At 68.6% G+C, this 1094-nt stretch carries 1 protein-coding gene; it reads right to left on the bottom strand.

The window, feature by feature from the left end; translation table 11 throughout:
- A partial coding sequence (gene cofH / locus E0F75_RS39735; RefSeq protein WP_229315917.1) for a 5-amino-6-(D-ribitylamino)uracil--L-tyrosine 4-hydroxyphenyl transferase CofH occupies positions 1-1094 on the bottom strand: 1094 nt, incomplete at both ends.

Below are 1094 nucleotides of genomic sequence, written 5' to 3'. Positions count from 1 at the left end.
AGCAGTTCCGGGAGGTGTCCGTCCGACGCCCTTGCCGTGCGCTGTCGCTCGTCCGGTACTTGGCCGTAGAGGGTGGTCCGGGGTTTCGCGGGGCGGCCTGCGGCTTGGGCGATGGCTTCGAGGTCGTGGATGGAGCGGTAGGAGCCGTAGCTGGATCCGGCCATGCGGGAGATGGTTTCTTCCATGAGGGTTCCGCCGAGGTCGTTGGCGCCGGAGCGGAGCATTTCGGCGGCGCCTTCGGTGCCGAGTTTGACCCAGCTGGTCTGGATGTTGGGGATGTGGGGGTGGAGGAGGAGGCGGGCCATGGCGATGACGGCGCGGTTGTCGCGGGTGGTGGGGCCGGGGCGGGCGATGCCGGCGAGGTAGACGGGTGCGTTGGTGTGGATGAAGGGGAGGGTGACGAACTCGGTGAATCCTCCGGTCTCCTGCTGGATGCGGGCCAGGGTGCGGAGGTGGCCGAGCCAGTGGCGGGGCTGGTCGACGTGTCCGTACATCATCGTGGAGGAGGAGCGGATGCCGAGTTGGTGGGCGGTGGTGATGACCTCGATCCAGGTGGTGGTGGGGAGTTTGCCCTTGGTGAGGACCCAGCGGACTTCGTCGTCGAGGATTTCGGCGGCGGTGCCGGGGATGGAGTCGAGTCCGGCTTCCTTGGCGGCGGTGAGCCATTCGCGGATGGACAGGCCGGTGCGGGTGGCGCCGTTGACGACTTCCATGGGTGAGAAGGCGTGGACGTGCATGCCGGGGACGCGTTTCTTGACGGCGGCGGCGATGTCGAAGTAGGCGGTGCCGGGCAGGTCGGGGTGGATGCCGCCCTGCATGCAGACCTCGACGGCGCCGACGTTCCAGGCCTGTTCGGCGCGGTCGGCGACCTGGTCGAGGGAGAGGGTGTAGGCGTCGGCGTCGGTGCGGCGCTGGGCGAAGGCGCAGAAGCGGCAGCCGGTGTAGCAGACGTTGGTGAAGTTGATGTTCCTGGTGACGATGTAGGTGACGTCGTCACCGGAGACCGACGTGCGGAGGTCGTCGGCGATGCGGGTGAGGGCGTCGAGGGCCGGGCCGTCGGCGTGGAGGAGGGCGAGGGCCTGGGTGTCGGTGAG

The sequence above is a fragment of the Streptomyces sp. CB02980 genome (assembly GCF_014451325.2).
In the GTDB taxonomy this organism is placed as follows: domain Bacteria; phylum Actinomycetota; class Actinomycetes; order Streptomycetales; family Streptomycetaceae; genus Streptomyces.
Note: the sequence above shows the minus strand (reverse complement) of the source record. Positions and strands in the feature narration are given on the sequence as shown.